Annotated in this window: 8 protein-coding genes; 3 read left to right on the top strand and 5 right to left on the bottom strand. The window is 71.5% G+C overall.

Going from position 1 to position 6640, the window contains the following annotated elements; translation table 11 throughout:
- Nucleotides 1-41: 41 nt before the first annotated feature.
- The 5 genes from B2284_RS04870 to galU all read right to left on the bottom strand — a co-directional run bounded on the left by B2284_RS04870 (nucleotide 42) and on the right by galU (nucleotide 4000).
- Entirely contained in the window at nucleotides 42-716 is a 675-nt protein-coding gene (locus B2284_RS04870) for a GNAT family N-acetyltransferase (protein ID WP_074040828.1), read from the bottom strand.
- Nucleotides 716-1204: a MogA/MoaB family molybdenum cofactor biosynthesis protein gene (locus B2284_RS04865; RefSeq protein WP_074040827.1), complete on the bottom strand. Its 489-nt coding sequence runs from the start codon at nucleotides 1202-1204 to the stop codon at nucleotides 716-718. The genes B2284_RS04870 and B2284_RS04865 overlap by 1 nt, the downstream gene beginning before the upstream one ends.
- Nucleotides 1197-1664 (bottom strand): cyclic pyranopterin monophosphate synthase MoaC, encoded by a 468-nt coding sequence (moaC, locus tag B2284_RS04860; RefSeq protein ID WP_006943919.1) that lies wholly within the window; start codon nucleotides 1662-1664, stop codon nucleotides 1197-1199. Before moaC ends, B2284_RS04865 begins: the two co-directional genes overlap by 8 nt.
- Before the next feature lies 1 nt (nucleotide 1665).
- Nucleotides 1666-2955, bottom strand: coding sequence for a molybdopterin molybdotransferase MoeA (locus B2284_RS04855; RefSeq protein ID WP_286697261.1), 1290 nt, complete (start codon nucleotides 2953-2955; stop codon nucleotides 1666-1668).
- Nucleotides 2956-3043: 88 nt separating this feature from the next.
- Complete coding sequence (galU, locus tag B2284_RS04850) at nucleotides 3044-4000, bottom strand: UTP--glucose-1-phosphate uridylyltransferase GalU (protein ID WP_038569218.1); 957 nt, start codon at nucleotides 3998-4000, stop codon at nucleotides 3044-3046.
- A gap of 18 nt (nucleotides 4001-4018) precedes the next feature.
- On the opposite strand from galU, the gene B2284_RS04845 reads away from it, so the two are divergent.
- The 3 genes from B2284_RS04845 to B2284_RS04835 all read left to right on the top strand — a co-directional run bounded on the left by B2284_RS04845 (nucleotide 4019) and on the right by B2284_RS04835 (nucleotide 6599).
- Nucleotides 4019-4657, top strand: coding sequence for a 5-formyltetrahydrofolate cyclo-ligase (locus B2284_RS04845; RefSeq protein WP_115297367.1), 639 nt, complete (start codon nucleotides 4019-4021; stop codon nucleotides 4655-4657).
- A gap of 76 nt (nucleotides 4658-4733) precedes the next feature.
- Nucleotides 4734-6269 carry a potassium/proton antiporter gene (locus B2284_RS04840; RefSeq protein WP_038569220.1) on the top strand — a complete coding sequence of 512 codons (1536 nt, stop codon included), beginning with the start codon at nucleotides 4734-4736 and terminating at the stop codon, nucleotides 6267-6269.
- Between the two features lie 87 nt (nucleotides 6270-6356).
- A complete protein-coding gene (locus tag B2284_RS04835; RefSeq protein WP_038571495.1) occupies nucleotides 6357-6599 on the top strand; it encodes an FmdB family zinc ribbon protein in 243 nt (80 codons plus the stop codon).
- Nucleotides 6600-6640: the final 41 nt, after the last annotated feature.

Raw genomic sequence — 6640 nt, 5'->3', positions numbered from 1 at the left:
GGGGGTCGGGGGTCCGAGGAATCAGGCAGGCTCAAGGCGGGTCAGACGGGGTCGATGCGTCCGAGGGGCTGTGGCGAGTCGACAGTGTCAACAGTGTCGCCGGAGCCCGATCGCTCGAGATTCTCCACACGCTGCACGAGCGTGCCGTCGACCTCGTGGCGCAGCAGTGCGAACGAGCGGTGGTCGCGCCACGCGCCGTCGATGTGGAGGAACTCGCGGCGCACGCCTTCGTCACGCCAGCCGAGCTTTTCGACGACGCGCAGCGAGTTCGCGTTGTCGGGGCGCACGTTGATCTCGAGGCGGTGCAAGCGCTCCACACCGAACGCGTGGTCGGCGGCCATCGCGACGGCCATGGGCGTCAGGCCGTGCCCGGCGAAGCGTTCACCGATCCAGTAGCCGATCGTGCCGCCCTGCTGCGCCCCACGCACGATCGTGAAGATGTGCACCTGCCCGGCCAGGGCACCGTTCCACGTCATCGCCCACGGCAACAACCGACCCGCGCGTGCCTCCGCGTTCTGCTCCTTGACGGCCGCCTTGAAGCCCAGCGCCGGCTCGGGGTAGGGGTTCGTCGAATCCCAGGGGCCCGTCCACCGGCGGTTCGCGGCGCGCAGCGCACTCCACTCCTGCAGATCCCGACGGGGATGCAACGGACGCAACCCCAGCTCACCGCCGCGATAGCGCCGCCGCAGCGTGACGGGCCACGTGCCCGGACCCATCAGTGCGAGCCTCCGTCGAGCTGCGCCATGACGTGCTCGAGGATGCCGTCGAGCACGTCGAGACCGTCGGCCACTCCGCCACGCGAGCCAGGCAGGTTGACGACGAACGCGCGCCCCGCGGCGCCGTCCGCGATGCCGGCGAGCCCACGCGAAAGGACGGCCGTCGCCACCCCTGCGGCCACACCCTTCGCACGCAACGCCTCCTCGACGCCGCTGAGCTGCATCGTGAGGTACGGCCGCGTCTGCTCCGGCGTCGCGTCGCTCGGCGAGACGCCCGTCCCGCCGGTCGTGACGACGACGCGGCACCCGAGCGCGAGCGCGTCACCGAGCGCGTCGCCCACCGCCGGCCCGTCGGCGACGAGTCGCGCGTCGACCGTCCACCCCCGCTCACGTAGCCATGCCGCGATGACGGGCCCGGTCGCGTCGGTGTAGATCCCCTGCGCGGCCCGCGTCGAGCACGTGACGACGGCGGCGCGCCGTTCACTCATGCCAGTCACCGCTGCGCCCACCCGACTTCGCCGTGACGCGCACGTCGGTGATGCGTGCGTGCTTGTCGACGGCCTTGACCATGTCGATGAGCGCGAGCGCCGCGACGCTCACACAGGTCAGCGCCTCCATCTCGATGCCGGTGCGATCCGCGGTGACGACGGTGGCGCGGATGTCGACGCCGTCGTCGGTGACGTCGAGGTCGACCTCGACACCGTGCACCGCGATCGGGTGGGCGAGCGGAATGAGGTCAGGGGTGCGCTTGGCCGCCTGCAACCCCGCGATGCGTGCGACGGCGAGGGCGTCGCCCTTGGGCACGTCACCGTCACGCAGCGCCGCCACGGCGCGCTCGCTCAGCAGCACGCGCCCCGCCGCTGACGCCGAACGTCGCGTCACGGCCTTCGCCGCGACGTCGACCATGTGCGCGCTGCCGTCACCACGCACGTGGGTGAGGTCGCTCATGTCACTCCTTCTCGTCCGCCACGTTCTCGTCGTAGGCGCCCGCCAGGGGCGCGTCGATCGGCCCGTCGAGCACGAGCACGTCGAGCATCTCACCCGTCTCGACCTGGCGGGCCTCTCGCGGCACGCGCGCGAGCGCGTTGGCCTCGCCCAACTCACCGAGGTGATGCGATCCCTGGCGCGCATTGGCACGGATCGTCAGCTCACCGTCAGCGCCGCGCACCGCGTGGACCCGCGCGTACTGGGCACGTCCACGCGGGCACGTCCACCCCGGGCCACGCACGACGCCGCGTCGCCACACGGGCGCCGGGCGCCCGCTCATGTGCGCGAGCGCGGGTGCGACGAACACCCAGAACGACACGAGCGTGCTCATCGGGTTGCCGGGCAGCGTGAACACCGGCACTCCCCGCTCGCCGAGCAGCCCGAAACCCTGCGGCTTGCCGGGCTGCATCGCGACCTTGTCGAACGTCACCTCTCCCGCCTCGATCAGCGCGGCCTTGACGACGTCATAGGCCCCCGCGCTCACCCCACCCGTCGTGATGACGGCGTCAGCCGTCGCGACGGCACGCTCCAGCACCCGCGCCACCTCGCCGGCATCGTCACGCACGTGCGCGACCTCGCCGAGTTCGGCTCCCACCGCAGCGACGAGCGCAGCGAGCATCGGCCCGTTCGAATCGTGGATCTGCCCATGCTGCAGCGCTTCTCCGGCCGGACGCAGCTCGTCCCCCGTCGACAGCACGACGACGCGCGGGCGCGGTGCCACCTCGATGTGATCCACCCCCGCCGAGGCGATGACGGCGACGTGTTGCGGTGCGATGATCGTCCCGGCGCGCAGCAGCACGTCGCCGATGCGCACGTCCTCGCCGCGTCGGCGGATGTGGCGCCCGTCCTCCACCTCGCCCGTGAACCGCACGCGCTCCGGCCCACCGTCGCTCTGCTCGACCGGCACCACCGTCGTCGTCCCCGACGGCACCGGCGCGCCCGTCATGATGCGCCAGGCCTCACCCGGCGCGCATGTCAGCTCACGTGTGTCACCGGCCGGGATGTCGCCGACGACGGGTAGCTCGCCGTCCGCAGCGTCCTCGGCTCGCAGGGCATACCCGTCCATCGCGGAATTCGTGAACCCCGGCAGGTCGACGCCGCTGCACACGTCAGCGGCGAGCGCCCGCCCGAGGACGTCACCGACCCAGCCGCCGTCGGCCAGCGCCACCCGCCGCGCAGGCAGCCGTGGAACGGCCGCGAGGATGCGCGCGAGGTGCTCGGCATCGGTGATGAGTTCGGGGGCGTGCGACATGCCCCCATTGTGCAACCCACCACCGACAACGCCCCGTTCGCAACCGGATTCGGTTGCGAACGGGGCGTCATCCCCATGCTGGATGGCGTCAGGCGCCGCGCTCGGTGCGAGTGCGCCCCTTGCCCTCGTCGGTCTCGACCCAGCCCTGCAGCCAGGAGCGGAAGTCGGAACCGAACTCGTTGTGACGCGTGCCGAGACGCACGACGGCCTTGAGGTAGTCGAGACGGTCGCCCGTGTCGTAACGGCTGCCGCGGAAGACGACACCGATGACGCCGGCGCCCTCACCCGTCGCGCTCGCACGCTCGGCGAGCGCGTCCGTCAGCTGGATCTCGCCGCCGCGTCCCGGCTCCGTCTTCTCGAGCACCGCGAAGATCGACGGGTCGAGCACGTAGCGGCCGATGATCGCAAGGTTGCTCGGCGCCTCCCCCGCGGCCGGCTTCTCGACGAGACCGGTGACGCGCACGACGTCTTCGCCCTCGCCCTCGATCGGTTCGACGGCCGCGCAGCCGTAGAGGTGGATCTGGTCGTCCGGCACCTCCATGAGCGCGATGACCGACCCGCCGTGCTTGGCCTGCACGTCGATCATCTGCTCGAGCAGGTGGTCGTCCTCGTCGATGAGGTCGTCGCCGAGCAGGACGGCGAACGGCTCGTCGCCGACGTGGTTGCGCCCGACGAGCACGGCGTGGCCGAGGCCGCGCGGCTCGCCCTGGCGGATGAAGTGGACCTCACCGAGGTCGGCCGACTTCTGCACACGCTTGAGGCGCTTCTCGTCGCCCTTCTTCTCGAGGGCCCGCTCGAGCTCCCAGTGGCGGTCGAAGTGATCCTCGAGAGCAGCCTTGGAACGACCGGTGATCGTGAGGATGTCGGGAACCCCTGCGCGCACCGCCTCTTCGACGACGTACTGGATGGCCGGCTTGTCGACGACCGGCAGCATCTCCTTGGGGATGGCCTTCGTGGCAGGCAGGAAGCGCGTGCCGAGCCCGGCGGCCGGGATGACGGCCTTGCGCGCGCGACGGCGAGGAGCGGAGGACGGCGTTTCAGTCATGAGCCTAGGCTAGCCCTCATGACCGACAACGGGGCCCCGGATGCACCGACCGGCGCGACACCTCCGCGCGACGTCGAGCCGACGCCCGACGAGCGCGAGCGCGTCGCCAAGCGCGATTTGCGCGCACGACTTCGCGCCGCGCGTCGAGAGCGTCGTGATGCGACGAGCCCCGAGCAACGTCACACCGACGGACTCGCGCTGCTGCATCACCTCGAACCGCTGCTGGCACGCGCCACCTGCGTCACCTCGTTCGAGCCGCTGGCGAGCGAGTCGAACCTCGAACCGATCAACGCCGCCGTCAGGGCGCGCGGGCGCCTGCTCGTGCCGATCACGCTCGCCGATCTGGACCTGTCCTGGCGTGACGCCGCCACGGGCGACGACCTGGGCACGGGTGGCATCGCGGCCGCCGACCTCGTCATCGCGCCCGCGCTCGCGATCGGCCCGAACGGCGAACGCCTCGGCCAGGGCGGCGGCTGCTACGACCGCGCCCTGCCGCGCCGACGGCCGGGCACACCCGTCGTCGCCGTCGTCTTTCCCGACGAGCTGCTGACCGGCCCCGATGCGCCCAGCATCCCGGTCGAGGCGCACGACGAACGCGTCGACGCGGCCCTCACCGTGGACGGCCTCGTCCGCTTCGGCGACGCCCTGGGATACTGAGAGGCACCGGCCCGCGACGAGGCCGAGCCGACGCCGACGCACCCACCCGCTGACGCCGACCTGAGGAGGGGGCCCGATGATCGAAGCCGCCGCCGCCACCGGGTTCGACACCGCCGACCTGCCGCTGACGCTGCTCGTCGGCTCGCTCGTCCTGCTCGTCGCCGTCGCCGCCGTCCGCCTCGCCAACCGCTCGGGGCTGCCGACGCTGCTCATCTACCTCGCGATCGGCGTCGCTCTCGGTGAGGGTGGGCTCGGCATCGGCTTCGAGAACACGAACCTCACGCAGGTGCTCGGCTATTGCGCGCTCATCCTCATCCTCATCGAGGGCGGTCTGACGACGCAGTGGAGCAGCATCCGCGCGTCCGTCGCCCCGGCCCTGCTGCTGTCGACACTCGGCGTGCTCGTCTCCGTCGCGGTCGTCGGTTCGGCGACGCACCTCCTGCTCGACTTCGACTGGAAGACGTCGCTGCTGCTCGGCGCCATCGTCTCCTCGACGGACGCCGCGGCCGTGTTCTCGGTGCTGCGCAAGGTGCCGCTGCCGCATCGCCTCGCTGGCGTGCTCGAGGCCGAGTCGGGCTTCAACGACGCGCCCGTCGTGCTGCTCGTCGTCGCCCTCGCGGACGAGGTGGTGCCCGGCGGCGAGCACCACGGCGTCCTCTCCCTCGCCGGGATGGCGGTGTTCGAACTCGCCGGTGGCGCGCTCGTCGGCCTCGCTGTCGGCTGGGTGCTCGGCGCCCTCTCGCAGCGCATCGCGCCCGGCTCGTCAGGTCTGTTCGCAATCGGCGTCGTCGCCGGGGGTGTCCTCGCCTATGCCGCGGCGTCCGTCGTCCACACGAGCGGCTTCATGGCGACCTACCTCGCGGCGCTCGTCCTCGGCAACATGCCGATCCCCCACCGTCAGGCCGTGCGCGGCTTCGGGCAGGCGATGGGGTGGCTCGCGCAGATCGGCCTGTTCGTCCTGCTCGGCCTGCTCGCCTCCCCCAGCCGCCTCATGGACCAGTTCGTGCCCGCCATGGTCGTCGGCTTCGTCCTGCTCCTGCTCGCCCGCCCCGCCTCGATCATCGCGTCGATGACGCCGTTCGGCTTCTCCTGGCGCGAGCAGGTGTTCCTGTCATGGGCAGGTCTTCGCGGCGCGGTGCCGGTCGTCCTCGCGACGGTGCCGCTGACCGCGGGCGCCGAGCAGATGCGCTGGATCTTCGACCTCGTCTTCGTCCTCGTCGTCGTCTTCACGTTCCTGCAGGCCCCGACGCTGCCGCTCGTCGCCCGCGTGCTCGGCATCGGCAACGACGCGCACGCCGTCGAGCTCGAGGTCGAGAACACGCCGCTGACGGACCTGCGCGCCGACATGCTGCACGTCAAGGTCGGCGAGCACTCGCAGCTCGTGGGCGTCATGCTGTACGAGCTGCGCCTACCGGTCGGCGCGAACGTCACCCTCGTCGTCAACGGCGAGCGCAGCTACGTGCCCGGTGAGCGCAGCGTGCTGCGCGCCGGCGATCAACTGCTCGTCGTGACGAAGGAGGCGGTGCGCGCTCGTACCCTCGCCCGCTTCCGCGAGGTGAGCGAGGGCGGACGCCTCGCAGGTTGGCGCATGCCCACCGCGCCCCGCACATGAGCGACGTGCGCCTGCCTGACCCTGACGCTGCCTTACCATGTCGCAGTCGAACCAGCGCCGCCCGCCGGCACGAGAGAAGGAATGACGATGCCCACCTACGCCTACGCGTGCAAGGAATGCGGCCACGGTTTCGAGGCGCGCCAGTCGTTCGACGACCCCGCTCTCACGACGTGCCCCGAGTGCGGCGGCCCGCTGCGCAAGGTGTTCAACAGCGTCGGCGTGACGTTCAAGGGGGCGGGTTTCTACCGCACCGACAGCCGTTCCTCCGGCACGAGCTCGAGCTCCAGTTCCGGTTCGAGCTCGAGCGGTTCGAGCAGCTCCGACGCCTGACGGCCATCCCCAGGTGTGACGGCCGGGCACCCTGATCCACA

Source organism: Dermacoccus sp. UBA1591, assembly GCF_002322065.1.
Lineage (GTDB): Bacteria > Actinomycetota > Actinomycetes > Actinomycetales > Dermatophilaceae > Dermacoccus > Dermacoccus nishinomiyaensis.
This window is presented reverse-complemented; position numbering and strand designations above follow the sequence as displayed.